The following is a 25600-nucleotide window of genomic DNA, read 5'->3' on the forward strand; positions in this document are numbered from 1 at the left end:
AGAGGCACTCCGCGACCGGCCGGTGGGTGCGATCCGTCAGGGGCGGCCCATGCCCCGGTACTCCCAGCCGGCCTGGGTCCACAGTGCGGAGTCGAGGCAGTTGCGGCCGTCGACCACCTTGCGACCGGCGACCAGCTCGCCGAGGGCGACCGGGTCGGCGTTGCGGAAGTCGGCCCACTCGGTGAGGACGCAGACCAGGTCGGCGCCGGTGACCGCCTCGTTGATGCCGGTCTCGTAGGTGAGCTCGGGTACCGCGCGGCGCGCGTTCTCGGTGCCCTGCGGGTCGTACACGTGCACGTCGGCGCCGGCCTTCTGCAACAGCGCGGCGACGGCGAGCGCTGGGGCGTCGCGGACGTCGTCGGTGTTGGGCTTGAAGGTGGCGCCCAGCACGGCGATCCGGGTGCCGGAGAAGTCCGGGCCGGCCGGCCCGGATCGGCGGCCGAGCAGGTCCGCGGCGAGCTGGAGCACCCGGGTACGGCGGCGCAGGTTGATCAGGTCGACCTCGTGCAGGAAGCGCAGCGCCTCCCCGGCGCCCAGCTCCTGAGCCCGCGCCTGGAAGGCCCGAATGTCCTTGGGCAGGCAGGCGCCGCCGAAGCCGAGGCCGGCCTGGAGGAACCGGTTGCCGATCCGCGGGTCGTAGCCGATCGCCCGGGCCAGCTGGGTGACGTCGCCGCCGGAGGCCTCGCAGACCTCGGCCATCGCGTTGATGAAGGAGATCTTGGTGGCCAGGAACGCGTTCGCGGCGACCTTGACCAGCTCGGCGGTCGCGAAGTCGGTGACCACGAGGGGCACCTCGCGGTCCTCGGTGGCGGCCAGGTCGAACACGCCCTTGTGCGCGGCGTAGAGCATGCCGTTGGCCCACTCGCTCTTCACGCCGACCACGATCCGGTTCGGGCGCAGCACGTCGTCGACGGCGAAGCCCTCCTGGAGGAACTCGGGGCTCCACGCCACCTCGACACCCAGGTCGTTGGGGGTGTGCTTGCCGACCAGCTGCTCCACCCAGTCGGCGGTGCCCACCGGCACGGTGGACTTGCCGACGATCAGGGACTTGCGGGTCAGGTGCTGCGCCAGGCTGGTCACCGACGCCTCGACGTACGACAGGTCGGCGCCCATTCCGTCGGCCCGCTGGGGGGTGCCGACGCAGATGAAGTGCACGTCGCCGAACTCGGCGGTCTCCGCGATGTCGGTGCTGAACCGCAGCCGGCCGGCGGCCAGGTTGCGCTTGAGCAGCTCGTCCAGGCCCGGCTCGTGGATCGGCACCTGACCGGCGTTCAGCATCGCGATCTTGTCGGCGTCCACGTCGAAGCCGAGCACCTCGTACCCCAGCTCGGCATAGCAGATGGCGTACGTCGCACCCAGGTAACCGGTCCCCAGGAACGTCACCCGCGGACGGGGCGCGCCCGAGGGCGGCGTCACCGTGGCGATGGCGGGGGTCGGCTGGATGGTGGGATAGGGGATCGTCACGCCTGTCTTCTCCGCTCGCACTGGCGGCGCTTCGTCGCGTCGCATTCTGCTGCGGCGCCTGGCCGGGCACCGGAGGGGTGGCTCATTGTCTGTCTTCCATCATCGCTCGGCGGCCGGGATGCTCCGTCGAACCTGTACCTACGCGCCGGTAACATCCACCCGAACTGCAGTCGCTATCCTTCAGTCTGCGCGGTCGAGGTCAGGCGAGGCTACAGACTGCGCATGATAGCGGTGAAGAGGAGGGCCAACGTGGCCGCAGGCGAGTCGTTCGACGTCTACCGGTTGCCGGAGGAGCACGAGGCGATCCGGGAGGCGGTCCGGGAGGTCTGCACGGCGAAGGTGGCTCCGCACGCCGCCGAGGCCGACGACACCGGTGAGTTCCCGAAGGCGTCCTACGACGCTCTGCGGGCGGCCGACTTCCACGCCCCGCACATCCCCGAGGAGTACGGCGGCGCGGGCGCGGACGCGCTGGCCACCGCCATCGTGATCGAGGAGGTGGCGCGGGCCTGCGCGTCCTCCTCCCTGATCCCGGCGGTCAACAAGCTCGGCACGATGCCGCTGCTGCTGTCCGGCTCCGAGGAGCTCAAGCGGCGTTACCTGACGCCGGTGGCGGCTGGGGACGCGATGTTCTCGTACTGCCTCTCCGAGCCGGAGGCGGGCAGCGACGCGGCCTCGATGACCACCCGCGCGGTGCGTGACGGGGATCACTGGGTGCTCAACGGGGTGAAGCGCTGGATCACCAACGCCGGCGTCTCCGAGTTCTACACCGTCTTCGCGGTCACCGATCCGACCGCCCGGTCCCGGGGAATCTCGGCCTTCGTGGTCGAGAAGTCCGATGCCGGTGTGAGCTTCGGCGCGCCGGAGAAGAAGCTCGGCATCAAAGGCTCGCCCACCCGCGAGGTCTACCTGGACAACGTACGCATTCCGGCGGATCGCATCATCGGCGCAGAGGGCACCGGCTTCGCCACCGCGATGCGGACCCTCGACCACACGCGGGTCACCATCGCCGCTCAGGCCATCGGGATCGCGCAGGGCGCGCTCGACTACGCCAAGGGGTACGTCGCCGAGCGCCGGCAGTTCGGCAAGGCGGTCGCCGAGTTCCAGGGCGTCCAGTTCATGCTCGCCGACATGGGCATGAAGCTTGAGGCGGCCCGGCAGCTCACCTACGCCGCGGCCGGCAAGTCCGAGCGCGGCGACGCGGACCTGACCTACTTCGGCGCGGCGGCCAAGTGCTTCGCCTCGGACGCCGCCATGGAGATCACCACCGACGCGGTGCAGCTGCTCGGGGGCTACGGCTACACGCGGGACTATCCCGTCGAGCGGATGATGCGGGACGCCAAGATCACCCAGATCTACGAGGGCACCAACCAGGTGCAGCGGATCGTCATGGCGCGGCAACTGCTCAGCGGCGCTGTCTAGACGCCCGCCACCCGACCGTCGAGACCGACCGCCTCACCGCCGCCCGGCGGTGAGGCGGTCGGCGTTCGTACGTGAGTCCCCACACACCGACATCGTTGAACGGGTCAACGATGTTGGGGAGAAGGGAGAATCACCGAGCCTGATCGACCGATCATCCCGTTCACCCTGGCCGGCGCGTCCGCCGCCACCCTGCCTCGCCATCCACTCGCTGCCCAACGTCGGGCACGCCCAACGACGTCCTACGCCACGCAGAGAGATCGAGATGATGAAGCAGCTGGTGGAGAAGACCGGCCCCGACACCGCCTTCGAGCGGGAGGTGCTGCCCGGCGACCGGATGAGCAACCGACAGCGGGCGCAACTCGTGCTCGTGCTGGGCGCGATGATCGCGATCGGGCCGCTGACCATCGACATGTACCTGCCGGCGCTGCCCGCCATCACGGCCGGCCTGCAGACCACCGAGACCGCGGTGCAGTTGACGCTGACGGGCACGCTGCTCGGCCTCGCGCTGGGCCAGTTGCTCGTCGGGCCGCTCTCCGACGTGGTCGGGCGGCGGGCGCCCCTGCTGGCCGGGCTGGCCCTGCACGTCGCGGCATCCGTGCTGTGCGTGTTCGCACCCACCATCGCCGTGCTCGGCGTGCTGCGCGTCCTGCAGGGGCTCGGGGTGGCGGCCGCCACCGTGGTCGCCACCGCGGTCGTGCGCGACCTGTTCAGTGGCGCCTCGTTCGCCCGGATCTTCTCCCGGCTGATGCTGGTCATGGGACTGGCCCCGATCCTCGCGCCGACCCTGGGCAGCGGCCTGCTGCGCTGGACCGAATGGCGGGGCGTCTTCGCGGCGCTGGCCGTGCTCGGCGCGCTGCTGATCGTCGTCGCCGCGTTGCGGCTGCCGGAGACCCTTCCCGTGGCGCGCCGTCGGCGCGGCGGTGTGGGGGCGACCCTGCGGGACTACCGGGGGCTGCTCAACGACCGGGCGTTCGTCGGTCTGGTGCTGGTCGCCGGGCTGGCTATGGCCGCGCTGTTCGCGTACGTCTCCGGGTCGTCCTTCGTGCTCCAGGAGCAGTACGGCCTCAACGAGCAGCAGTTCGGGCTGGCCTTCGGGGCGGGCGCGGTCGGTCTGATCGGGGCCACCCAGTTCAACGTCCGGCTGCTGCGCCGCTACACCCCGCAGCAGATCCTGATCAGCGCCCTGATCGCCGGGACCGCGGCCGGGCTGCTGCTGGTGATGTTCGCCGCGACCGGCCTCGGTGGTCTGGGCACGCTGCTCGCGTCGCTGTGGCTGGTCCTCGCCGCGGCGGGCCTGGCCCTGCCGAACGCGCCGGCGCTGGCGATGACCCGGCACAGCGAGGCCGCCGGAACCGCCGCCGCGCTGCTCGGCGCCGTGCAGTTCGGCATCGGTGCGCTGTCGGCGCCCCTGGTCGGCCTGTTCGGCACCGGGAGCGTGCCGATGGCGATCGTGATCGCGGGCGGCATGGCCGCGGCGACGCTGGTCATGCTCCTCGTCGTTCCCCGCGCCGAGCTCGGCGCCGTCGACCCGGACCTGGCCGTCGCACTGCACTAGGTGTTCTGTCCAGAGAGGTTGGGGGCGGGCCGGTCGCCCGGCCCGCCCCACGGTCAACGGATCTCGGTGGTGTCCTCAGGCCGCGGCTGGCCGCGCGGCGGCGCGGACCACGGCGACTCGCCACCCACCCGACGGGGCAGTGGGTCGGTCGGCGTCGGATCGGCCGGGTAACCCAGGCTGGGCGGGGTGGCGTCGCGCTCGGCGGGCTCGGGCGGTGGCCAGTCGGTCAGGGTGAAGTCGTCGCTCCGGGGGCCACCCGTCGACGCCGGTGCCGTGGCCGGCTCGGTCACCGGACGCGGCCACTGCTGCCAACGTTGCCTGCTGAACGCCGCCATCAGCAGCAGCAGGCCGATCAGGAAGAGGGTGCCGTTCTCCACCGGAAGACGCAGCGGCAGGGGATCGCCGAGAACCTTCCACCCGTGCGGGATCGCGTCCCGCACCTCGAACGGCGCCACGAACATCCCGACGTACGGGGTGACCAGCAGCAGCCCGGCCACCAGCGTGCCCAGCGGCGAGACGCGCAGTGTGCCGAGAAGGCCCAGCAGGACACCGCCGACACCGAGGTACACGGCCGGCTCGATCAGGTTGGCGGTGTTGAACGTGCCGATCTCCACCCAGCGGTCGACCGTCCGGCTCGACCCGTCCTGCCCGAGTGTGACCAGTACCCAGGTGATGGGCACCACCACCAGCCCGGCGAGGAAGCTCCAGAGATGTCGCATCCGCGCACCGTACCGTTTCCGGCATGACCGAGCACCTCTCCGCCGCTCCGACCGGCAAGCCGACGTCGTACTCCCGCGTCACCCTGAGCAAGATCATGACCGCCGTCGACGTGAACCTGTACGGCACCGTGCACGGCGGGGTCCTGATGAAGTTCGTCGACGACGTGGCGGGGGCCGCGGCCGCCCGGCACAGCGGCGGGACCGCGGTGACGGCGGCGATCGACGAGATCGTCTTCTCCGAGGCGGTCCGGGTCGGCGACCTGGTGCACGCGCACGCCCAGGTGAACTGGACCGGGCAGACCTCGATGGAGGTGGGCGTGCGGGTGGTCGCCGAACGGTGGGACTCCGCCGAGGACGCGCCGGTCCGGGTGGCCACCGCGTACCTGGTCTTCGTCGGAGTGGACGTGGGCGGAGCCCCGCGGTGGGTCCGCCCGGTGCTCCCCGAGACGCCGGAGGACGAGCGCCGGTACCGGGAGGCCGAGATCCGCCGTGCGCACCGCCTCGCCCGCCGCCGCGCCATCCAGGCCCACCGCGCCGGCTGAGCTGTCCTCGCTGCTTCCCACATGCGTGGGTGGGGTGGAGTGTGGGGTGGGCACGCGTCGGTGCTCGTACCCGGTGCGCAGAATGGCGCTTCGAGGTAGGGCAAGATGGCGCCACGGCCCATTCACAGTGTCGTGCCGGGCCAGGGGAGGGTGGAGCAGTGGGTGATGTGCTGTGGACGCCGCCGGCGGACGTACGCGAGCGGTCCCGGATCGGCGGCTACCTGCGCTGGCTGCGAGAGCACCGCGGGCTGGACTTCGCTGACTACGACGCGCTGTGGCGCTGGTCGGTCACCGACCTGGACGGGTTCTGGCGATCCATCTGGGACCACTTCGAGGTGGTGGCGCACACCCCGCCGACCGCCACGCTGGCCGAGCGGGGGATGCCCGGTGCCCGCTGGTTCCCCGGGGCCACGCTGAACTACGCGGAGAACGTGCTGCGGATGCCGGGGCGGGCCGACGACGACCCGGTGGTGATCGCGCACGGGCAGACCCGCGCGCCGGTCACGCTGACCGCCGGGGAGCTGCGCGAGCAGGTCCGCCGGGTGGCGGCCGGGCTGCGCCGGCTCGGCGTCACCGCCGGTGACCGGGTGGCGGCGTACGCCCCGAACATTCCTGAGACGTACGTCCTGCTGCTGGCCACCGCCAGCCTGGGGGCGACCTTCTCGTCCTGCGCACCCGAGTTCGGCACCCGCAGCGTCACCGACCGCTGGCAGCAGATCGAGCCGACCGTGCTGGTCGCCGTGGACGGCTACCGGTACGGCGACAAGCCGGTGGACCGCCGCGCCGAGGTCGCCGCCATCCGGGCCGCCCTGCCGTCGGTGCGGCACACCGTCAGCATCGGCTACCTGGACCCGAAGGCCGCCCCGGAGGACGCGCTGGGCTGGGCCGACCTGGCCGCGCCCACCGACGAGCCACTGACGTTCACGCCGGTGCCGTTCGACCACCCGCTGTACGTGCTCTACTCCTCGGGCACCACCGGGCTGCCCAAGCCGATCGTGCACGGCCACGGCGGCATCCTGCTGGAGCACCTGAAGATGCTCGCCCTGCACCACGACCTGGGCCCGGCCGACCGGTTCTTCTGGTTCACCACCACCGGGTGGATGATGTGGAACTTCCTGGTCTCCGGCCCGGCGGTCGGCGCGACCATCGTGCTCTTCGACGGCAACCCGGGCCACCCCGACCTGGGTGGGCTGTGGCGGCTGGCGGCGGAGACCGGCACCACGTACTTCGGCACCTCGGCGCCGTTCCTGCTGGCCTGCCGCAAGGCCGGGCTGGTGCCGCGGGAGGTCGCGGACCTGTCCGCGCTGCGCGCGGTCGGCTCCACCGGTGCGCCGCTGCCCGCCGAGGGCTTCACCTGGGTGTACGAGACCGTCGGCGACAACCTCCAACTCCAGTCCCTGTCGGGCGGCACCGACGTGTGCACCGGCTTCGTCGGCGGGGTGCCGCTGCTGCCGGTGTACGCCGGCGAGATCGCCTGCCGGGCGTTGGGCGCCAAGGTGGAGGCTCGCTCCGCCGACGGCACCCCGGTGATCGGCGAGCTGGGTGAGCTGGTGATCACCGAGCCGATGCCGAGCATGCCGGTGGGCTTCTGGAACGACCCGGACGGCACCCGCTACCGGGAGGCCTACTTCGACGTCTACCCGGGCGTCTGGCGGCACGGCGACTGGATCACCATCAACGACCGGGGCGGCTGCGTGATCACCGGACGCTCGGACGCCACCCTCAACCGTGGCGGGGTGCGGCTGGGCACCGCCGAGTTCTACTCCGTGGTCGAGGGGCTGGACGAGGTGGTCGACTCGGTCGTCGTGCACCTGGAGGACGACGAGGGCGGTGCCGGCGAGCTGCTGCTCTTCGTGGTGCTCGCCGAGGGTCTGGAGCTGGACGACCCGATGCGCGCGAAGATCTGCCGCGAGCTGCGCACGGCGCTGTCCCCCCGGCACGTGCCCGACGAGATCCACCAGGTGCGCGCGGTGCCCCGCACCCTCTCGGCGAAGAAGCTGGAGGTTCCGGTCAAGAAGATCCTCACCGGCACCCCGGTCGACCAGGCCGCCGCCAAGGGTGCCCTGGCCAACCCCGAGTCCCTGACGTCCTTCGCCACCTTCGCCGAACGCCGAGCCACCGACAACACGCCTGCCTGAAAACTGCGGTCACACCCGCGGGCCCTGCACGCCGCCGGACGCCCAGCCGGGTCACGGGAGGGTGTGGGTGACCTTTTCCGTGGTTTGGCGGGTGGCCAGGCGGGCCGGGTCGAGGTTCGCGCAGAGGACGACGGTGGCGGCCCGAGTGAGCGGGGCCAGCAGCCAGTCGACCGGGTCGGGGTACCGGGCGGCGTCGATGAGGACGCGAGCGCCGGCCTCGATGCCCAGCTCCGCGGCGCGGGCCTCGGCGCGGGCCAGCAGGGGAGCGTCAGCGGGGCCCGGTCCGGGCTGCGGGGTGAAGTGGTCGCCGTGCCGGCGCACCTCCACCACGTAGTCGCCGAACCCGGGTGGCACCTGCCGCAGCGGGGCGGCGAGCGGCGACAGCCCCAGGGCGTACCGCTCACCGGCGGACCAGGACTGCGCCTCGTCGAGGCGGTCGGCGGCGGCGAAGAGCACGTCCACGTCGCCCGGCGTGTCGACCACGCTCAGCTTGGCCGACCAGCAGCCCAGCAGCACCGCCGCGGTCTGCCAGTGCGGCGGCAGGAGCACGCCGGCCGGATCACCCAGGGCGAGGGCCACCTCGTCGACGAGGAGGTTGGCGGTCTTCGCCACCCAGTTCGCCAGTGTGGCGCCGGAGAGTTCGGTGCGGTCGCCGCTGCCGTCGTCGTACCAGGTCAGCAACGGTCGGGTCGGGTCGGTCGCGATCGCGTCGGCGAACACCTGGGCAATGTTGTCGGCCATCGGCGCGAACGATACGCCCCTGTGGGCCGTACTCGAAGACGATGACAAGTCGGCGTACCGTCGGGTCGCAGTCAGCGTCGGCCCCGTGCTCCGGCGTAGGCTTGCCCCCCGGAGTGTTGTTCCCCACGGACCCGCCAGTGCAAGGAGTCGCCCCGTGACCGCCGGTCGCCCGCCCCGCGTGCTCATCGACGCCACGAGTGTCCCCGCCGACCGTGGTGGTGTCGGTCGATACGTCGACGGTCTGCTCGGTGCCCTCGGCAAGGTGTGTGGGTCGGGGGTGGAGCTGGCGGTGGTCAGCCTCCGCACCGACCTCGAGCGGTACACGCGAATGCTGCCCGGCGCGGAGATCATCCCCGCCCCGGCCGCCGTCGCGCACCGCCCAGCGCGGCTCGCCTGGGAGCAGACCGGCCTGCCGCTGCTCGCTCAGCAGGTCGGCGCGCAAGTCCTGCACTCGCCCTTCTACACCTGCCCGCTGCGGGCCGGGTGCCCGGTTACGGTCACCGTGCACGACGCGACGTTCTTCACCGAGCCGGAGCACTACGACAAGTCCCGCCGGACCTTCTTCCGCAGCGCCATCAAGACCTCGTTGCGCCGGGCGGACCGGGTGATCGTGCCCAGCAAGGCCACCCGGGACGAGCTGATCCGGCTGCTCGACGCCGACCCGACCCGGATCGACGTGGCCTACCACGGGGTCGACCACGCCGCCTTCCACGCGCCCAGCGAGGAGGAGAAGGCCCGGGTGCGCGCCCGCCTGGGGTTGGGCAACAGCAGCTACATCGCCTTCCTCGGCGCCAAGGAGCCGCGCAAGAACGTACCCAACCTGATCCGCGGTTGGGCCCGGGCGGTGGCCGACCGGGTCGACCCACCGGCCCTGGTGATCGCCGGTGGCCAGGGGCACGACGACGACATCGACCGGGCGGTGGCCGAGGTCCCGTCCCACCTGCGGCTGCTGCGCCCCGGCTACCTGCGCTACGGCGACCTGCCCGGCTTCCTCGGCGGCGCGCTGGTCGCGGCCTACCCCTCCTACGGCGAGGGGTTCGGGCTGCCGATCCTGGAGGCGATGGCCTGCGCCGCCCCCGTGCTGACCACGCCCCGGCTCTCGCTGCCCGAGGTGGGCGGCGACGCCGTCGCGTACACCTCGGAGGATCCGGAGCAGATCGGCACCGACCTGGCCGCCCTGCTGGACGACGAGCAGCGCCGATTGTCGCTGGCGAAGGCCGGTTTCGACCGGGCCAAGGAGTTCACCTGGGAGTCCAGCGCCGAGGTGCACATCGCCGCGTGGAGCCGCGCCCGGTCGTGACCGTCCGGGCGCCGGATGGCGAGCCGCCCACCCTGCCGGGGTCCGTCGGGCATGATGTGCGGATGCTCTATGCGGTCATCCCGGCGGGTGGCAGCGGCACGAGGTTGTGGCCGTTGTCCCGAGCTGGTCATCCCAAGTTCCTCCATCCGCTGACCGGCTCCAACGCGTCGCTTCTCCAGGCGACCGTGGCGCGGCTGGCGCCGCTGACCACACCGGACCGCATCCTCGTGGTCACCGGAGCCGCGCACGTCGCGGCGGTGGCCCGGCAGCTGACCGGGTTGCCCGAGGAGAACATCCTGGTCGAGCCCTCACCCCGGGACTCCTGCGCGGCGATCGCGCTGGCCGCCGCGGTGATCGCGCTGCGCGATCCGGACGCGGTGATGGGCAGCTTCGCTGCCGACCACTTGATCGGCGACCCGGAGAGCTGGGTGCGAACGGTCCGGGAGGCGGTCCGCGGAGCGGAGCAGGGCATGCTGATGACGGTCGGGATCACCCCGACCCGGCCGGAGACCGGCTACGGCTACCTGGAGACCGGCGATCCGGTTGAGGACGCCCCGTGGCGTCCGGTGGCCGAGTTCAAGGAGAAGCCGGCCGCCGAGGTCGCCGAGGCGTACGTCCGTTCGGGCCGGCACCTGTGGAACGCGAGCATGTTCGTCTGGCGGGTGGACGTGTTCCTCGCCGAACTGCTCCGCCAGCAGCCGGCCCTGCACGCCGGGGTCACCGCGATCGCCGCCGCCTGGGGCACCCCGGAGCAGGACGATGTGCTCGGTACGGTCTGGCCGACCCTGCCGAAGATCTCCGTCGACTACGCGGTGATGGAGGGCGCGGCTACCGCGGGCCGGGTGGCGACCGTGCCGGGCGACTTCGGCTGGAACGACGTCGGCGACTTCCACACCCTCGGCGAGGTGCTGCCGGCCGACGCGTCGGGCAACGTGGTGCTCGGCGCCGACGCCAAGCCGGGAGTGCTGCTGCGGGACAGCGCCAACCTGGTGGTGGTGCCGCAGTCCGGCCGGTTGGTGGCTGCCCTCGGGGTGCGTGACCTGATCGTGGTGGACACCCCGGACGCGGTGCTGGTCTGCCCGCGGGATCGGGCCCAGGACGTCAAGGCCCTGGTCGACGAGCTCAAGGAGCGAGGCGAAGAGGGCTACGTCTGAGAGCCGCGAGGGCCGGCGCGACCAGTTGCACGGTCCCGCCGGCCAGTGGCTCGGGGAGGCGGTCCGGCGGGAACCACCCCAGCGCCTCGGCCTCGTCGCTGACCTGCTCGACGGCGCCGGGCGGGGCGAGCACGGCGAACCGGACGTCGTGGTGCAGGGAGCCGCCCTGGCAACCCACCGGGTGGATGTCCACGTCGATCGGCACCGGGTCGATGCGTAGGCCGGCGATCCCGGACTCCTCGGTGGCCTCGCGCAGCGCGGCGCCGGCCAGGGTCCGGTCGGTCGGCTCGCAGTGTCCGCCGAGCTGCACCCAGCGCCCGAACTTGCCGTGCAGGCAGAGCAGCACCCGCGAGCCGGTGGCGTCCAGCACCAGCACGCTGGCGGTGATGTGCCCGGGGCGGTGCGGCCGACTCATCGTGACGGGCCCGCCGTCGAGCAGTTCGCGGGTTCGGTCCCGAGCGGCGGCAGCGGCCGGGCTGGTGGGCCGCCAGCCGTCGAGCAGCGCGATGGCGTCGGAGTGCAGCGCCGCGTACGTCTCGGAGTCGGTCGGGTGGGCGGAGGATCCGGTGAGCGCGGTGTCGGGCACGCCGCCACTCTACGAGCGGCACGCTCCGTACGCTGGCGCGGTGAGCCTGCGAGTCCTCGAAATCGTGGCGTCGCTGCGCGTGCACGGCGGGGTGACCGGACGGCACCTCTGCGGAGCAAGGGCCGCAGACCCTCGTGGTGCCGCCCGATCACCGGTCCTCCCCCGGTCCCGGTGCCAGGCGCCGCGCGCGTACGTGACGCGTGGGTGCCGTGCTCGGGCACTGGAAGCATGCCGAACCGGCCCGGGAAGCGTCGAGGTTTTTCAGTCCAGACTTAAAGATGGAGATAAGTGCCGGCCAGGTAGAGTCGAACAGCCACCCGGCATCCCCCTGCCCGGCGGCTCAGGAGCGCTGCATGCTGAAGATCCACTTTTCTGGCGAGGACATCCTCCGGACCCGGGTGGCGCCGGCGGCGGACCCGGTCTGGGAGTTGGTCCTCAGCCTGCACCTGTTGCAGGGCCGCGGCCGTGACCCGCTGACGGAGAACTGGCGGCGCACGGTGTCCCGAGGGCTGCGCCAGGACGCCGCCTCCGACCAGCTCCGGCTGCTCTTCGTCCTGAGCCCGCCGCGCGGCTACTTCCCCGACTTCCTCACCCCGTACGCCAGCGTCGACGGCTTCGAGGCCGGGCTGGAAGCGGTCCGCAGCACCCCGACGGAGCGGCTGCACCGCGACCTGAGCGTGCTGGCCACCGAGAACCCGCTGCCATCCTCGGCCGGCGCGCTGGCCCGGGGCGAGGTGGGGGCGTTGCGTCACCTCGCCGAGTCGATGGAGCAGTACCGGTCGTTGGCGATCAACCCGTACTGGAGCCGGATCCAGTCCGCGGTGGCGGCGGACCGGTCCCGCCGGGCCCGGGCCCTGCTCGACGGTGGCATGGAGGGGCTGCTCACCAGCCTCCGGCCGGCAATGCGCTGGGAGAACCGGGTGCTCGAGGTCCGCGACTACCCGCACAGCCGGGAGCTGCACCTGGACGGTCGGGGTCTGCTGCTCGTGCCGTCGTTCTTCTGCGCCGCCACCCCGGTCGCCCTGCTCGACCCGGCGCTGCCGCCGGTTCTGGTCTACCCGGTGGACCGGCTGGGTGGACTGGTGGCGGCCGACGGGGCCGGTCCGGCCGGCCGCGACTCGCTCGCCGCGCTGCTCGGCCGGACCAGGGCGGCGGTGTTGCAGGCCAGCGACGACGGCTGCACCACGGGAGAGGTGGCCCGCAAGCTCAACATTTCACCGGCGGCGGCCAGTCAGCACGCGACCGTGTTGCGCAACGCCGGCCTGCTGGTCAGCCAGCGGGACCGCAACACCGTGCTGCACACGTTGACCCCGCTCGGCCGGGCCATGCTGGACGCCTGACCCGGCCGGTTGCCCGTCAGAGGGCGAGTGTGGCGCTGGCCGGGCTGCCGGCGGGCGGGGGCAGCAGGGTCGACCCGACACCCTCCGCGGCCAGGGCGACCTGCAGACGGTGCAGGTCGGCGCCGAAGCGGACCAGGTCCATCGGGTCCACCGGAGCCGGTGGCGAGCCGAGCACCAGGGCGGTTGCGCCGTCCGGCCAGCCGGGCACCTTGGCGACCAGGCCGGCACGTACGTCCGCCTCGTCGACCAGGGTGAAGACCGTGCCGGGGGCGACCACCCCGGCGACCGCGTCGATCGCACGCCGCGCGGCGGCCGGGTCGGCCGGCGTGGGACCGGGAGCGTCGGTCAGAGTGGCGGCGTCGGCCAGCCCCGCCGCCCGCGCCTCGGCGGTCCCGAGCGAGAAGAGGTCCTGCGCCGCATCGCGGACCAGTGCCTGCGCCCCGGCGGAGTCGTCCGGGCCGGTGGCGGAGAGGTAGCCGCGCACCACCGCCACCGGGACCTGGTCGCACTTGCCCTTGATCAGCTCGCCGGCGCCCGCCAGCTCGTCCACCACAGCCATTTGGGTCAGCTGCAGCTCGTTGCCGTACGGGTCAACCTCGCCACGGTGGTCCCGGATGGCCGGCATCCCGGCCACCCCGAGCGCCACGTCGGTCAGCCCGTTGCGCCAGGGCCGGCCCATGGTGTCGCTGATGATCACTGCGACGTCCAGGTCGTAGCGCGCCCGCAACGCGGCGCGCAGCGCCCGGGCCGAGGCGTCCGGATCCACCGGCAGCAGCACCAGCCGGGTCTTGTCCACGTTCGACGCGTCGATGCCGGCGGACGCCATCACGAAGCCGTGGTGGGTCTGCACGATCCGGGTCGGCCCCCGGCTGGCCACCACCCGGGCCGTCTCGGAAGCCAGCACCTCGTCGCGCGCGGCGAGCCGCTCGGGTCCGTCCGCCGGGACGTCGACCAACCGCCCCTCCGCCTTGGAGACAATCTTGCTGGTGACGACCAGCACGTCGCCGTCGCGCAGCCAGGGCGCGGCGCCGGCGATCAGCGCCGCCAGGTCGTCGCCCTCGGTCACGTGGCCGATGCCCAGCACCGGCAGGATCTCCAGCCTCACGTCAACTCCACCGCGGCGCGGACCATCGCCGCCGTCGCCGCCTCGTCGGTCATCAGCAACGGCACCGCGCGGACCGTCACCTCCGGTACCAGCGTGCCCGCGTCCTCCTCGGCCACCAGCCAGCCGTCCAGCAGCCCGCCGGCCGCCCGGCCGCCGTAGAGCCGGCCCACCCCGGCCGCGCTGCACTCGACACCGAGCACGGAGAGGCAGCGGTCGGCCATCCCGCGGACCGGCGCTCCGCCGATGATCGGAGAGACGCCCACCACCGGGGCCGGGCCCCCCGCCACCGCCTCCCGGAGCCCCGGCACGGCCAGCACCGGCGCCACGCTCACCACCGGGTTGCTCGGCGCGATCAGCACCAGGTCGGCCGCGCCGATCGCCTCCAGGACCCCGGGCGCCGGCTTGGCCGTCTCGGCGCCGACGAAGACGAAACGGTGGGTGGGGATGTCTGCCCGGTACCGCACCCACCACTCCTGAAAGTGGATCGCCCGCTGGCCCTGGTCATCCTCAACCGTGCCGGCGCTGTTCGCGACTGCGGGGCTCGCAAGCTCACTCCTCGCGCTCACGATGGCGTGCGTCTCCAGCCGGTCGTCAGTCGCCGGGAGCAGGCGTACGCCCGGCTCCCAGCGGGTCGCCAGCGCCTCGGTGACCGCGTGCAGCGGGTAGCCGGCGTTGAGCATGGTGCTGCGCACCAGGTGGGTGGCGATGTCTTTGTCGCCGAGGCCGAACCAGGTCGGCTCCGCTCCGTACGCGGCCAGCTCCTCCTTGACCGTCCAGCTCTCCCCGACCCGGCCCCAGCCCCGCTCGGGATCGGCGCCGCCGCCGAGGGTGTACATGACGCTGTCCAGGTCGGGACAGATCTTCAACCCGTGCAGCCACAGGTCGTCGCCGACGTTGACGACGGCGGTCACCTCGGCGCCGACCTCTCGGGCGTACGCCCGGACGCCGAGCAGGAACCGGGCGCCGCCGATGCCGCCAGCCAGAACCACGATGCGCATGTCGACCATCCTCGCGCACGTGACGCCTCCGGTCCGCCGGTGGTCCGGGAGACTAGGCTCACGTGCGCCCTGTCCGTCCATGCCCCGAGGGGGAGTTCGTGACCAGCCCCGCCGAGCCCGCGTCCACCGACGCGACCCAGGCCCGCCAGCTGACCAAGCCACTACGCGAACTGGGTGCGCTCGCGCTGCTCGGCGCCAACGCGGTGTTCCTCTTCGTGGGCCTGCTCCGGCTGCTCAGCCCGAACGACTACAGCTCGTTCACCGACCGTGCGGGCAGCACCTTCTTCACGTTCGTCGGGTTGGAGGCGGTGGGCCTGCCACTGCTGGCCGTGCTGCTGGCCACCCACGTCTCGCCGGTGCTGCCGAAGGCGAAGCTGATCACCCAGATGGCCCTCGGCGAGTACGCGGTCAGCGCGCTGCTCGGCGGGCTGACCATGCTGATCTGGACGGTGGGCCGGCTGGCCGAGGCCGAGGTGCTCGACGCGCTGCTCGGCGTGCTCACCCGGTTCGCCTGGCTGATGATCTTCGCGGCCGCGGCCTGGGTGGTCTACGCGGTCTGGCGGAAGCTGTACTACGTGCCGCGGCCGAAGCCTCAGCCGGGCGTCTACGGCCAGCCCCAGCCGGGCTGGCCGCAGCAGCAGGGCGGCTGGCCGGCTCCGGGGCAGCCCGGAGCCCAGCCGGGCGGCGGTTGGCCCGCCCCGGGCCAGCCGGGCGGGTACCCGCAGGGGCAGCACCCGGGCCAGTACGGCCAGCCCTCGCCGCCGTTCGGGTCGGCGCCGCAGTCGGCACCGCCGTTCGGGTCCGCGCCGCAGTCGCCGCCGCCGGTCAACCCGGCCCCGCAGTCCGCCCCGCCGTTCGCGCCGGCCCCGCCGTCCGCGCCGCCGTTCGGCCAGCCGCCGTCGGCGGACCCGACCCAGGCGATTCCGCGCCAGTCCGCCGACCCGACCCAGGCGATCCCCCGCCCCGGCGACACGGACGCCGACCGCACCCAGCACATCAACCCAGGCGACAACCCCCAACAGCCACCCCGCTGACCCCCCTCACGGCCCCCGGCCGCCCACCCCCGTTGACCATGAAGTTGTTGTCCGTCGGCACGGCGTGTCGTGGCAATAACTCCATGATCAACGAGGGTGGTCCGGGGGTGGTCCGGGGGGAGCGGGCGCGGGTGTCGGTGGGGACCGGTGGGGTTGGTGGGGGCAGCGCATAGGCTGAGCGGATGGTTGATCGCACCCACTCCGGCCCGAGCGAGGCGAGCGTGCGGCGTGCCCTGGGTCGGGCCGCGACCGGGCGGGCGCTGGACGTCGACGAGGCGACCGCGCTGTTGTCCGCCCGCGGGGACGCGCTCGACGAGCTGCTTCGGGTGGCCGGTGGGATCCGCGACGCCGGGCTGCGTGAGGCTGGGCGGCCGGGCGTGGTCACGTACTCCAAGAAGGTCTTCATCCCGCTGACCCGGCTCTGCCGGGACCGCTGCCACTACTGCACGTTCGCCACGGTGCCGCACCGGCTGCCGGCGCCGTTCCTGGATCGCGACGAGGTGCTGGCCATCGCCCGGGCGGGTGCCGCGCAGGGCTGCAAGGAGGCCCTGTTCACCCTCGGTGACCGGCCGGAGGAGCGCTGGCCGGCGGCGCGGAGCTGGCTGGATGAGCGCGGCTACGACTCCACTCTGGACTATCTGCGCGCTTGCGCGGTGGCGGTGCTGGAGGAGACCGGGCTGTTGCCCCACCTCAACCCTGGGGTGCTGTCCTGGTCGGAGCTGCAACGGCTCAAGCCGGTCGCCCCGAGCATGGGCATGATGCTGGAGACCACGGCGACCCGGCTCTGGTCGGAGCCGGGCGGCCCGCATTTCGGCTCGCCCGACAAGGAACCGGCGGTCCGGCTGCGGGTGCTCGACGACGCGGGCCGGGTCGGGGTTCCGTTCACCACCGGCATCCTGATCGGCATCGGGGAGACCCCGGCCGAGCGGGTGGACGCGCTCTTCGCGATCCGTCGCGCGCACCGGGAGTACGGGCACCTCCAGGAGGTGATCGTGCAGAACTTCCGCGCCAAGCCGGACACCGCGATGCGCGGGATGCCCGACGCGGAGCTGCACGACCTGGCCACGACGGTGGCGGTGGCCCGGCTGCTGCTCGGGCCGAAGGCCCGCATCCAGGCTCCGCCGAACCTGATCGCCGGCGAGTACGACCTGCTGCTGCGGGCCGGCATCGACGACTGGGGCGGTGTCTCCCCGCTCACCCCGGATCACGTCAACCCGGAACGCCCCTGGCCGCAGATCGAGGAGTTGGCCCGGCACACCGAGCTGGCCGGGTTCACCCTGCGCGAGCGGCTGACAATCTACCCCGAGTACGTGCGCGCCGGTGACCCGTGGCTCGACCCGCGGCTGCTGCCGCACGTGGGCGCGCTGGCCGACCCGGGCTCCGGGCTGGCGGTCGAGTCGGCCCGCCCGCAGGGTCGCCCCTGGCAGGAGCCGGAGGAGGTGTTCGGCGGCCGGACCGACCTGCACACGACCATCGACACCACCGGTCGTACGGAGGACCGGCGTGGCGACTTCGACAGCGTCTACGGCGACTGGGCGGAGGTGGCCACGAAGGTGACGGCCGGGCCGACCGCCCTGGCCGGTGACCACGACCTGCGGGCCGGGCTGCGGCTCGCCGCCGACGACCCGGCCGCGCTGCTGGAGCCGGGGCACACCGATGCGGCGCTGGCGCTGTTCGGGGCGGACGGGCCGGCGCTCGACGAGTTGTGCCGGCTCGCCGACGACGTGCGTCGCAGCGCGGTCGGCGACGATGTCACCTACGTGGTCAATCGCAACATCAACTTCAGCAACGTCTGCTACGTCGGCTGCCGGTTCTGTGCCTTCGCCCAGCGCGAGCGGGACGCCGACGCGTACCGTCTCTCCGTCGATCAGGTCGCCGACCGGGCCGAGCAGGCGTGGGCGGCCGGCGCCAGCGAGGTCTGCCTTCAGGGCGGCATCGACCCGAAGATGCCCGTCACCGGGTACGCCGACATCGTGCGTGCGGTCAAGGCTCGGGTTCCGGGGATGCACGTGCACGCGTTCTCCCCGATGGAGATCGTCACCGCCGCGGCGAAGGCGGGCGTGTCGGTGCGCGAGTGGTTGACCCAGTTGCGCGAGGCCGGGCTGGACACCATCCCGGGTACCGCCGCGGAGATCCTCGACGACGACGTGCGCTGGGTGTTGACCAAGGGCAAACTCCCGGCGGCCGCCTGGGTCGAGGTGGTCAGCACCGCCCACGAGCTGGGGATCCGGTCCAGCTCCACCATGATGTACGGCCACGTCGACCATCCCGGGCAGTGGCTGGCGCACTTCGGGGTGCTGGCGGGCGTGCAGGACCGCACCGGTGGGTTCACCGAGTTCGTCGCGCTGCCGTTCGTGCACACCAACGCCCCGATCTACCTGGCCGGCATCGCCCGGCCCGGGCCGACCTGGCGCGAGAACCGGGTGGTGCACGCGATGTCCCGGCTGCTGTTGCACGGCCGGATCGACAACATCCAGTGCTCCTGGGTGAAGCTGGGCGACGAGGGCACGGTGGCGATGCTGCAGGGCGGCTGCAACGACCTGGGCGGCACGCTGATGGAGGAGACGATCTCCCGGATGGCCGGCTCCGACAACGGGTCGGCGCGTACCGAGGAGCAGTTGCGGGCGATCGCCACGGCGGCCGGTCGACCGGCCCGCAAGCGCACGACCGCGTACGGTCACGTCCGGCCCTGAGTTCGAACCTTTTCCCGCCGCCGGCCGTACCAAGCGGTGCCGGTGGCGGTCGCGGCGAGGATCGCCGCCGGCGTCCCCCAGGGCCCGGCGGCGTCGGTAGGCGGCACCGGACCCGTCCGTCCCCGCGGGCGCGTTCGCGCCACCGCCGGAAAGGTTGCCCATGACCAGTGATCAGCGGAAGCGGCCCTGGCCGCGACTGACCCGCCGGCAGACGTTGACCGCCGCGGCCAGCGCCACCCTCGGCGCCGCCGCGCTCACCGTGCCGGGCCTGTCGGCCGCGCAGGACGCTCCGGGCGCGGCCGGGCGGGCCGACGACCCGATCGTCGTGCACCTGCGGGACGCCGCCTCCGGAACGATGGACGTCTTCGTCGGTGACTCCCGGATCGAGGTACGCGACCGCGGCCTGGCGGATCGGCTGCGGCGCGCCGCCCGGCGCTGACCCGACGTTCCGCTCGCCATCCTGTCCCCGCCCAGTGAGGTTGGTCCGCCATGTCTTCCCACCGCGAGGCCCCGGAGATAGCCAAGGATCCGGTCGCCGACAGCTCCGACCTGTACGCGTTCGTCAGCCCCGACAAGCCCGACTCGGTCACGCTGATCGCCAACTACGTGCCGTTGCAGCTCCCCTCCGGGGGCCCGAACTTCTTCGAGTTCGGCGACGACGTGCGGTACGAGATCCATATCGACAACGACGGCGACGGCCGTCCGGATGTCACCTACCGGTTCGAATTCACGACCGAGATCACCAATCCGAACAGCTTTCTCTACAACACCGGCCCGATCGATTCGCTGGACAGCGAGAACTGGAACCGGCGGCAGTTCTACAGCCTGACCCGGATCGCCGACGGCCGGGAGCACCGGCTGGCGCACAAGCTGCCCTGCCCGCCGTGCAACGTCGGCCCGCTGTCCACCCCGAAGTACGCGGAGCTGGTACGGCAGGCCACGTACTCGCTCTCCACCGGCGAGCGGGTCTTCGCCGGGCAGCGCGCGGACGGCTTCTTCGTCGACCTGGGTGCGATCTTCGACCTCGGTACGCTGCGGCCGTTCCAGCAGCTGCACGTGGCCGGCAAGAAGGTCTTCAAGGCCGAGGGGGAGCCGGTCAACGCCACCGACCGGATGAACGTGCACAGCATCGCCGTGCAGGTGCCGCTGAGCCGGGTGCGCCGTCGCGCCAACCGGTACGGCGCGGCCGACCGGGCGTCGGTGATCGGCGTGTGGACGTCGGCGTCGCGCCGGCAGGTCCGGGTGCTGGGCGACCGGGCGGCCGCGGACACCGCGGCCGGCCCGTTCACCCAGGTCTCCCGGCTGGGCAACCCGTTGTTCAACGAGGTCATCGTGCCGATGTCCAAGAAGGACCTGTGGAACTCCCTTCCGCCGTCGGAGGACAAGCGGTTCCTGCGGTTCGTCGAGCAGCCGGAGTTGGCCGCGCTGCTGCCGGCGCTCTACCCGGACGTCTTTCCCAACCTGGACAAGCTCAGCAAGGCGAAGCAGCCCCGGGCGGATCTGGTGGCGATCCTGCTCACCGGCGTGCCGGCCGGGCTGATCGACGGCTTCACCAACGCCACCGGCGACGTGCAGGCCGACATGCTGCGGCTGAACACCGCGATCCCGCCCACCCGGCGCCCGGACCGCTTCGGCGTGCTCGGCGGTGACCTGGCCGGCTTCCCGAACGGCCGGCGGGTCGCCGACGACGTGGTCAGCATCGCGCTGCGGGCGATCGCCGGGCTGACCGTCCCGCTGGTGGACAAGACGTTCCGCCCGGACGCGGCGACCGCCGCTCTCACCCCCGGGCTGAGCGCCGCCGACGTGACCGCACCGTTCCTCGGAAACTTCCCCTACCTGGGTACGCCGTACGACGGGTTCAACAACCCGCCGGCGTCGTCCTGACCGCGGGGGAGCGGCGAATGCACGAGCACGCGTACGGGCCGTCGGAGACCGGGAGCGTCGTTCTCGATCTGGGCGGCGAGACCGGCGCCCTGATCATTCACACCGGCCGGGATCTGCACGGCCGGGAAATCGAGATCAGTCGGGCCGAGGACCGGCGGACCCACTCGGCGGTGCGGGAGCGCCGGGTGCGGGACGGCCCGCTCCACAGTGCGGTCTACCCCGATCTCCCGGCCGGCATCTATACCGTCTGGTGGGACGAGAGTACGCCCGTGGGGACGGTCACCGTCCATGGTGGATCGATCGCCGAGTTCGTGTGGCCGAGCAGCGCATTCGGCGTCGCCGGCTGACCAAATCGGCTCCCCCTTTTCGTCGCGCCCCGTCCACAATGTGGACGGGGCGGTTGCGGTGTCTGTCGCTCGACGGGCGGTCTGGGCCGCGCCGCGTTAACCTGTCTCCCACCAAGATCAGCTTTGTTGGGTGGGGGCGTCCGGTGCTCCAGGCGTCGTCGCGGGGGCGGCCTGCCGAGGGAGCGCCACGGCAGAAAAGTCGGGCAACTCGCCGGAGAGGGCGTTACTCGGCCGGGGTCTGAATCGATAGGGCAGGTTGCGAGGCTGGACGGCCCGAGTGGCCGGCCGGGGGTGTCGGGAGGGCGACTCCATTATCAAGTTTGGCTTGACGGCGCACGCATTACACGCGTGTAATTTGAATGGGGTTGTTCGCACGGAACGCAACAAAACAGGACCGGACGGACAAGCACGCCTTTCGCGTGGGGGGTTGCAGCGGCGATGACGCCGGTGCGCGACAAGGAGGCATTTGATGGACGGCCAGCTTGAGGTGGCCGACCTGCTCGGAAACGCGCCGGAGTGGCAGGAGCGGGCGCTGTGCTCGCAGACCGACCCCGAGGCGTTCTTTCCCGAGAAGGGCGGCTCGACCCGCGAGGCGAAGCGAATCTGCTCGCGCTGCGAGGTCAAGACCGAATGCCTCGAATACGCTCTCGGTCACGACGAGCGGTTCGGCATCTGGGGTGGGCTCTCAGAGCGGGAACGGCGCAAGTTGAAGCGGCGGGCCGCCTGAGCGGTGCGGAGTCGGGGCGGTGGGGGCCGCCCGGCTCGCCCGCGCGGGGACGGCTCAGGCCAGCTCGTCGGGGTCGACCCCGAGCAGGTTCGCCACCTGTTCGATGATCACGTCATGCACCAGGTCGGCGAGGTCCTCGCGGTCCATCGCCCGGAACTCCAGAGGTCGCCGGTACAGCACGATCCGTGGCGGGACCTCCTGTCGGCCCGGACGGCCCGGCAGGAGCCGGGCCAGCGGGACCTCGCCGTCCTCCAGCACATCGGAGTCGTAGACGTTCAGATCCGGCGGGACGTCCTCGACCGCGAACTCGACACCGGCCAACTCCTTGGCGAACCGGCGCTCCAGCGTCTCGACGGTGTCCAGGACCAGGTCGTCGAAGACCTCCGCCTTGGTCCGCGCCAGCGGCACGGTCGCCGGTACCAACCGCCCACGCAGCCCGCGCCCGTGCCGGTCACGGTGGGCGCGCCGGCCGGAACCGGGGCGGCGGTGTTCCGGGCTCGTCATGAGGGAAAGGGTAGCCCCCGCGTCGGGCTGGCCAGCGGCAGCGCCGCTCCCGTGGCGCGGCGTGAGCCGGGCGGGTGGATTGTGATCACCACGACGGGCGTGTCGCAACGCGAAGCGATGCGCCGGACCCGGTAATGGAGATACCCTGCCGCCGTGAGGTCACCACGGCGCTGCTCCCGTAACGGCTGCCCCCGGCAAGCGGTCGCCACATTGACCTATGTCTACAACGAGTCGACAGCGGTGGTGGGTCCGCTGGCGGCCTTCGCCGAGCCGCACACGTACGACCTGTGTGAGCCGCACGCCCGCAGCCTGACCGCTCCGCGGGGCTGGGACGTGGTCCGGCACGAGGGCGAGTTCGAGCCGCCGCCGCCCACCACGGACGACCTGGTCGCGCTCGCCGAGGCGGTCCGCGAGGCCGCCCGCCCGGCCCCGAGGCCCCCCGAGGACCCGCGCGACCGGTCCCACCCCGACCAGTCCCACTCCACCGGCCGCCGAGGCCACCTCCGCGTAATCCCCCCCAATCACTAACCCCCACCCCTGCCCGGGGCGGGGTTAGTTGCCTAGGAGGCGGGAGAGGGCTTTTGCCTGGCGGGAGGGGCGGTTGGTGCGGAGTTCCGTTGCGTCCGCCCTGGTCATCACGCGTAGGGCGGTGTTGACGGCCAGCCAGCGGATGGGCTCGGGCTCCCAGCGGGGGGAGCGACGGTTGACCCAGGGCAGAGTGGTCAGCTCGGTGCGTTCGCCGCGGATCAGGTCCGCCAGGGTGCGGCCGGCGAGGTTGCTGGAGCCCACCCCGTCCCCGACGTAGCCGCCCGCCCAGGCCAGCCCTCTGGCCAGGTCGAAGCCGACCGAGGCCGCCCAGTCCCGGGCCACCCCGAGCGGGCCACCCCACGAGTGCGTCACCGGCACGTCCGGGCCGAGCACCGGGAAGAGCTCCCCGAGCGTCCGCCGCAGCGCCGCGAAGACCCGCGGCTCCCGGTCGTAGCCGGGGGAGACCCGCGACCCGAAATGATACGGAGCGCCACGCCCGCCGAAGGCCAGCCGGCCGTCCGCGGTGCGCTGACCGTAGATGATCACGTGCCGGTGGTCGGAGAACGTCTCGCGCTGGGCGAGCCCGATCCGCGCCCAGGTCTCCGCTGGCAGCGGCTCGGTGGCCACCATCAGCGAGTACACCGGTGCCACGGCCCGTCGCTGACCGGGCAGCGTGGGCGTGTACCCCTCGGTCGCCCGGACCACCACCGGCGCCCGTACCGTCCCGGCCGCGGTGACCGCCGCACCGGCCCGGATCGCGGCGACCGGCGTCCGCTCGTGGATGGTGACCCCGAGCCGTTCCACCACCCGGGCCAGGCCACGGACCAGCTTCGCCGGGTGCACGGCGGCACAGTGCGGGGTGTACGTCCCACCGCGTACCCCCTCGGCGGCGCAGCGGGCGGCGGCCTCGCCGGCATCGAGCAGCGCCAGGTGCTCCGGGCCGAAGCCGAACGCGCGGGCCTCGTCCACGGCGGCCCGGGCCCGGGCGAGCTGGGGGCCGGTGCGGGCCAGGGTGACCGTCCCGCCGTCCGCCCAGTCGCAGTCGATGCCCTCCGCCGCGACCACCCGGCCCACCTCGCGCACCGTCTCGTGCAGGGCCCGCTGCATGGCGATCGCCGCGTCCCGGCCGTGCCGGCGGGCCAGGCCGGTCAGCGAGGTGGGGAAGAGCGCCGAGCACCAGCCGCCGTTGCGGCCGGACGCGCCGTACCCGGCGATCTCCTTCTCCAGCACGATGATCCGCAGCGCCGGCTCGGCCCGGGCCAGGTGGTACGCCGTCCACAGCCCGGTGTAGCCGGCGCCCACGATCACCACGTCGGCGTCCGCGTCGCCGGGCAGCGCCGGTCGCGGGGTCAGCGGCTCGTCCAGGGTGGACAGCCAGTGCGACAGCTCCCGGTAGTGCCCGGCGGGGTCGCCGCTCAGAGTCGTGCCCATGCCTCGGTGAGCACCGTACGCAGGATCTGCTCGATCTCGTCGAAGTGCTGCTGCTCGGCGATCAGCGGCGGGGCGAGCTGCACGACGGGGTCGCCACGGTCGTCGGCCCGGCAGTAGAGCCCGGCCTGGAACAGGGCCGTGGAGAGGAAGCCGCGCAGCAACCGCTCCGACTCGGCCTCGTCGAAGGTCTCCCGGGTCGTCTTGTCCTTGACCAGCTCGATCCCGTAGAAGTAGCCGTCCCCGCGGACGTCACCGACGATCGGCAGGTCGTTGAGCTTCTCCAGAGTGGACCGGAACGCGTCCTCGTTGGCCCGTACGTGCCCGATCAGGTCCTCGCGGGCGAAGACCTCCAGGTTGGCCAGGGCGACCGCGCAGGAGACCGGGTGGCCACCGAAGGTCACCCCGTGGGCGAACATGCCGGTCTCGGTGAGGAACGGCTCCATCAGCCGTTCGCTGGCGATCATCGCGCCGAGCGGGGCGTACCCGGAGGTGATGCCCTTCGCGGTGGTGATGATGTCCGGCTGGTAGCCGTAGCGCACGGCGCCGAAGTATTCGCCGAGCCGCCCCCACGAGCAGATCACCTCGTCGGAGACGAGCAGCACGTCGTACGCGTCGCAGATCTCCCGGACCCGCTCGAAGTAGCCGGGAGGGGGTGGGAAGCAGCCGCCGGAGTTCTGCACCGGCTCCAGGAAGAGCGCGGCGACCGTGTCCGGCCCCTCCCGCTCGATCGCCCGGCCGATCTCGTCGGCGGCCCAGCGGCCGAACGCCTCGGGGTCGTCGCCGTGCTCCGGCGCCCGGTAGAAGTTGGTGTTCGGCACCTTGATCGCTCCGGGCACCAGCGGCTCGAAGTCGCTCTTGATGCCCGGCAACCCGGTGATCGACAGCGCGCCCATGGAGGTGCCGTGGTAGGCGATGTAACGGCTGATCACCTTGTACTTGTTGGGCTGGCCGGTGCGCTTGAAGTAGGCCCGGGCCAGCTTCCATGCCGCCTCGACGGCCTCGGAGCCGCCGGTGGTGAAGAAGACCCGGTTCAGGTCGCCGGGGGTGAGCGAGGCGATCCGCTCGGCCAGCTCGACGGCCTTGGGGTGGGCGTACGACCAGAGCGGGAAGTAGGCCAGCTCGCCGGCCTGCTTGGCGGCCGCCTCGGCCAGTTCGGTGCGGCCATGGCCGGCGTTGACGACGAAGAGCCCGGCGAGCCCGTCCAGGTAGCGGCGGCCCTGCGCGTCCCACACGTACGCGCCCTCGCCGCGCACGATGGTCGGCACCTCGCCGGCGGAGTAGCTCGCCATCCGGGTGAAGTGCATCCAGAGGTGGTCGGTGGCGTTGGCCATGTCAGCCCCATCGGTCGTCGGGCCGGTCAAAGGGGTGAGGCCGGCCGCTCTGCCCACGGT

At 72.5% G+C, this 25600-nt stretch carries 23 protein-coding genes; 14 read left to right on the top strand and 9 right to left on the bottom strand.

Going from position 1 to position 25600, the window contains the following annotated elements:
- Positions 1 to 36 precede the first annotated feature (36 nt).
- Positions 37 to 1464 (bottom strand): UDP-glucose/GDP-mannose dehydrogenase family protein, encoded by a 1428-nt coding sequence (locus ACFYPS_RS07510; protein WP_354962741.1) that lies wholly within the window; start codon positions 1462 to 1464, stop codon positions 37 to 39.
- 249 nt (positions 1465 to 1713) lie between these two features.
- Between ACFYPS_RS07510 and ACFYPS_RS07515 the strand changes: the two genes are divergently transcribed.
- Together ACFYPS_RS07515 and ACFYPS_RS07520 are read left to right on the top strand one after the other, a co-directional pair.
- Positions 1714 to 2883 (top strand): acyl-CoA dehydrogenase family protein, encoded by a 1170-nt coding sequence (locus tag ACFYPS_RS07515; protein ID WP_354962742.1) that lies wholly within the window; start codon positions 1714 to 1716, stop codon positions 2881 to 2883.
- A 262-nt stretch (positions 2884 to 3145) separates the two neighbouring features.
- Positions 3146 to 4438, top strand: a complete 1293-nt coding sequence (locus tag ACFYPS_RS07520) for a multidrug effflux MFS transporter (protein WP_387323326.1) — start codon at positions 3146 to 3148, stop codon at positions 4436 to 4438.
- Positions 4439 to 4491: 53 nt separating this feature from the next.
- Here the strand turns inward: ACFYPS_RS07520 and ACFYPS_RS07525 are convergent, their stop codons facing one another.
- Positions 4492 to 5157 carry a hypothetical protein gene (locus tag ACFYPS_RS07525; protein WP_387323328.1) on the bottom strand — a complete coding sequence of 222 codons (666 nt, stop codon included), beginning with the start codon at positions 5155 to 5157 and terminating at the stop codon, positions 4492 to 4494.
- 23 nt (positions 5158 to 5180) lie between these two features.
- Between ACFYPS_RS07525 and ACFYPS_RS07530 the strand changes: the two genes are divergently transcribed.
- Positions 5181 to 5699, top strand: coding sequence for an acyl-CoA thioesterase (locus ACFYPS_RS07530; protein ID WP_387323330.1), 519 nt, complete (start codon positions 5181 to 5183; stop codon positions 5697 to 5699).
- A 158-nt stretch (positions 5700 to 5857) separates the two neighbouring features.
- Positions 5858 to 7837 (top strand): acetoacetate--CoA ligase, encoded by a 1980-nt coding sequence (locus ACFYPS_RS07535; RefSeq protein WP_387323332.1) that lies wholly within the window; start codon positions 5858 to 5860, stop codon positions 7835 to 7837.
- A 51-nt stretch (positions 7838 to 7888) separates the two neighbouring features.
- On the opposite strand, the gene ACFYPS_RS07540 is transcribed toward ACFYPS_RS07535, so the two are convergent.
- Positions 7889 to 8578 carry a TIGR03089 family protein gene (locus ACFYPS_RS07540; RefSeq protein ID WP_354962747.1) on the bottom strand — a complete coding sequence of 230 codons (690 nt, stop codon included), beginning with the start codon at positions 8576 to 8578 and terminating at the stop codon, positions 7889 to 7891.
- Between the two features lie 154 nt (positions 8579 to 8732).
- On the opposite strand from ACFYPS_RS07540, the gene ACFYPS_RS07545 reads away from it, so the two are divergent.
- Positions 8733 to 9878, top strand: coding sequence for a glycosyltransferase family 1 protein (locus tag ACFYPS_RS07545; protein WP_354962748.1), 1146 nt, complete (start codon positions 8733 to 8735; stop codon positions 9876 to 9878).
- Positions 9879 to 9940: 62 nt separating this feature from the next.
- A complete protein-coding gene (locus tag ACFYPS_RS07550) occupies positions 9941 to 11032 on the top strand; it encodes a sugar phosphate nucleotidyltransferase (RefSeq protein ID WP_354962749.1) in 1092 nt (363 codons plus the stop codon).
- Here ACFYPS_RS07550 and ACFYPS_RS07555 read toward each other — a convergent pair.
- Positions 11001 to 11618 carry an NUDIX hydrolase gene (locus tag ACFYPS_RS07555; RefSeq protein WP_354962750.1) on the bottom strand — a complete coding sequence of 206 codons (618 nt, stop codon included), beginning with the start codon at positions 11616 to 11618 and terminating at the stop codon, positions 11001 to 11003. The two genes, ACFYPS_RS07550 and ACFYPS_RS07555, sit on opposite strands and share 32 nt — an antisense overlap.
- Positions 11619 to 11971: 353 nt before the next feature.
- Between ACFYPS_RS07555 and ACFYPS_RS07560 the strand changes: the two genes are divergently transcribed.
- The gene (locus ACFYPS_RS07560) at positions 11972 to 12958 is read left to right on the top strand and encodes a winged helix-turn-helix domain-containing protein (RefSeq protein ID WP_387323335.1); all 987 of its coding nucleotides are present in this window, start codon (positions 11972 to 11974) and stop codon (positions 12956 to 12958) included.
- 16 nt (positions 12959 to 12974) lie between these two features.
- Here the strand turns inward: ACFYPS_RS07560 and ACFYPS_RS07565 are convergent, their stop codons facing one another.
- Both ACFYPS_RS07565 and cofD read right to left on the bottom strand, forming a co-directional pair.
- Positions 12975 to 14063, bottom strand: coding sequence for a coenzyme F420-0:L-glutamate ligase (locus ACFYPS_RS07565; protein WP_387323337.1), 1089 nt, complete (start codon positions 14061 to 14063; stop codon positions 12975 to 12977).
- A complete protein-coding gene (gene cofD, locus ACFYPS_RS07570; RefSeq protein WP_387323339.1) occupies positions 14060 to 15061 on the bottom strand; it encodes a 2-phospho-L-lactate transferase in 1002 nt (333 codons plus the stop codon). The genes ACFYPS_RS07565 and cofD overlap by 4 nt, the downstream gene beginning before the upstream one ends.
- 98 nt (positions 15062 to 15159) lie before the next feature.
- Here cofD and ACFYPS_RS07575 point away from each other — a divergent pair, with 98 nt between their 5' ends.
- From ACFYPS_RS07575 to ACFYPS_RS07600, 6 genes are all read left to right on the top strand, one after another.
- Positions 15160 to 16095, top strand: a complete 936-nt coding sequence (locus tag ACFYPS_RS07575; RefSeq protein WP_387323341.1) for a hypothetical protein — start codon at positions 15160 to 15162, stop codon at positions 16093 to 16095.
- Positions 16096 to 16277: 182 nt separating this feature from the next.
- Entirely contained in the window at positions 16278 to 18788 is a 2511-nt protein-coding gene (locus ACFYPS_RS07580) for a bifunctional FO biosynthesis protein CofGH (RefSeq protein ID WP_387323343.1), read from the top strand.
- A 160-nt stretch (positions 18789 to 18948) separates the two neighbouring features.
- Positions 18949 to 19227: a hypothetical protein gene (locus tag ACFYPS_RS07585; RefSeq protein WP_387323345.1), complete on the top strand. Its 279-nt coding sequence runs from the start codon at positions 18949 to 18951 to the stop codon at positions 19225 to 19227.
- Positions 19228 to 19277: 50 nt separating this feature from the next.
- Positions 19278 to 20672, top strand: coding sequence for a DUF4331 domain-containing protein (locus ACFYPS_RS07590; protein ID WP_387323347.1), 1395 nt, complete (start codon positions 19278 to 19280; stop codon positions 20670 to 20672).
- Positions 20673 to 20689: 17 nt separating this feature from the next.
- The gene (locus ACFYPS_RS07595; protein WP_387323350.1) at positions 20690 to 21019 is read left to right on the top strand and encodes a phospholipase; all 330 of its coding nucleotides are present in this window, start codon (positions 20690 to 20692) and stop codon (positions 21017 to 21019) included.
- Positions 21020 to 21488: 469 nt separating this feature from the next.
- Positions 21489 to 21746 carry a WhiB family transcriptional regulator gene (locus tag ACFYPS_RS07600; protein WP_007455784.1) on the top strand — a complete coding sequence of 86 codons (258 nt, stop codon included), beginning with the start codon at positions 21489 to 21491 and terminating at the stop codon, positions 21744 to 21746.
- Between the two features lie 54 nt (positions 21747 to 21800).
- Here ACFYPS_RS07600 and ACFYPS_RS07605 read toward each other — a convergent pair whose 3' ends face one another.
- Positions 21801 to 22250 carry a metallopeptidase family protein gene (locus tag ACFYPS_RS07605; protein ID WP_074316962.1) on the bottom strand — a complete coding sequence of 150 codons (450 nt, stop codon included), beginning with the start codon at positions 22248 to 22250 and terminating at the stop codon, positions 21801 to 21803.
- A 153-nt stretch (positions 22251 to 22403) separates the two neighbouring features.
- Here ACFYPS_RS07605 and ACFYPS_RS07610 point away from each other — a divergent pair, with 153 nt between their 5' ends.
- Positions 22404 to 22778: a DUF3499 domain-containing protein gene (locus tag ACFYPS_RS07610; RefSeq protein WP_354962758.1), complete on the top strand. Its 375-nt coding sequence runs from the start codon at positions 22404 to 22406 to the stop codon at positions 22776 to 22778.
- 24 nt (positions 22779 to 22802) lie between these two features.
- On the opposite strand, the gene ACFYPS_RS07615 is transcribed toward ACFYPS_RS07610, so the two are convergent.
- Both ACFYPS_RS07615 and ACFYPS_RS07620 read right to left on the bottom strand, forming a co-directional pair.
- Complete coding sequence (locus ACFYPS_RS07615) at positions 22803 to 24209, bottom strand: NAD(P)/FAD-dependent oxidoreductase (RefSeq protein WP_387323353.1); 1407 nt, start codon at positions 24207 to 24209, stop codon at positions 22803 to 22805.
- Complete coding sequence (locus tag ACFYPS_RS07620; protein ID WP_387323355.1) at positions 24194 to 25540, bottom strand: aspartate aminotransferase family protein; 1347 nt, start codon at positions 25538 to 25540, stop codon at positions 24194 to 24196. Before ACFYPS_RS07620 ends, ACFYPS_RS07615 begins: the two co-directional genes overlap by 16 nt.
- Positions 25541 to 25600: the final 60 nt, after the last annotated feature.

Source organism: Micromonospora sp. NPDC005087, assembly GCF_042872965.1.
Lineage (GTDB): Bacteria > Actinomycetota > Actinomycetes > Mycobacteriales > Micromonosporaceae > Micromonospora.